The 477-nt window shown below is 71.6% G+C and carries 1 protein-coding gene; it reads left to right on the plus strand.

Annotated elements, in window-relative coordinates; genetic code table 11:
• Positions 1-42 precede the first annotated feature (42 nt).
• On the plus strand, positions 43-477 hold a 435-nt coding region (locus AC1DBD_RS17775), incomplete at its 3' end, for a hypothetical protein (RefSeq protein ID WP_476982712.1).

Consider the following 477-nt stretch of genomic DNA (forward strand, 5'->3'; position numbering starts at 1 on the left):
CTCTCCGCCTCGGCCATTGCGGGCAGTGGTCCGGCGCCATCCGTGGGCATCGACGTCAGCGAACTCGGCGGCATGTATGCCAACAAGATCCTGCTGGCGTCCACCGAGGCGGGCGTGGGGGTTTCCACGCGCGGCGTGGTGGCGGCGCAGGCTGGCGACCTTACGCTGATGGCGCAGGGGCGGCTGCAACTTGCGGGGCAGACCAATACGACCGGCGCGATGACCGTCAGCGCACGGGACGGGGTCGATAACAGCGGTACCACCTATGCCGGCCAACGGCTGGCACTCGGCACGCAGGGCGCGCTGACCAACAGTGGCACGCTCGCGGCGGGCGGCGGCCTCTCGGCGAACGCAGCGTCGATTGCATCGAGCGGCACGCTRGCGTCCGGCGTGGGCGCCGACGGCACCGTTTCGCAGGCCGGGACGCTGGCGCTGAATGCCAGCGGCGCGGTGCAGGCGAGCGGCAAGGTGCTCGCC

Source organism: Arthrobacter sp. 10T419 (assembly GCF_056394105.1).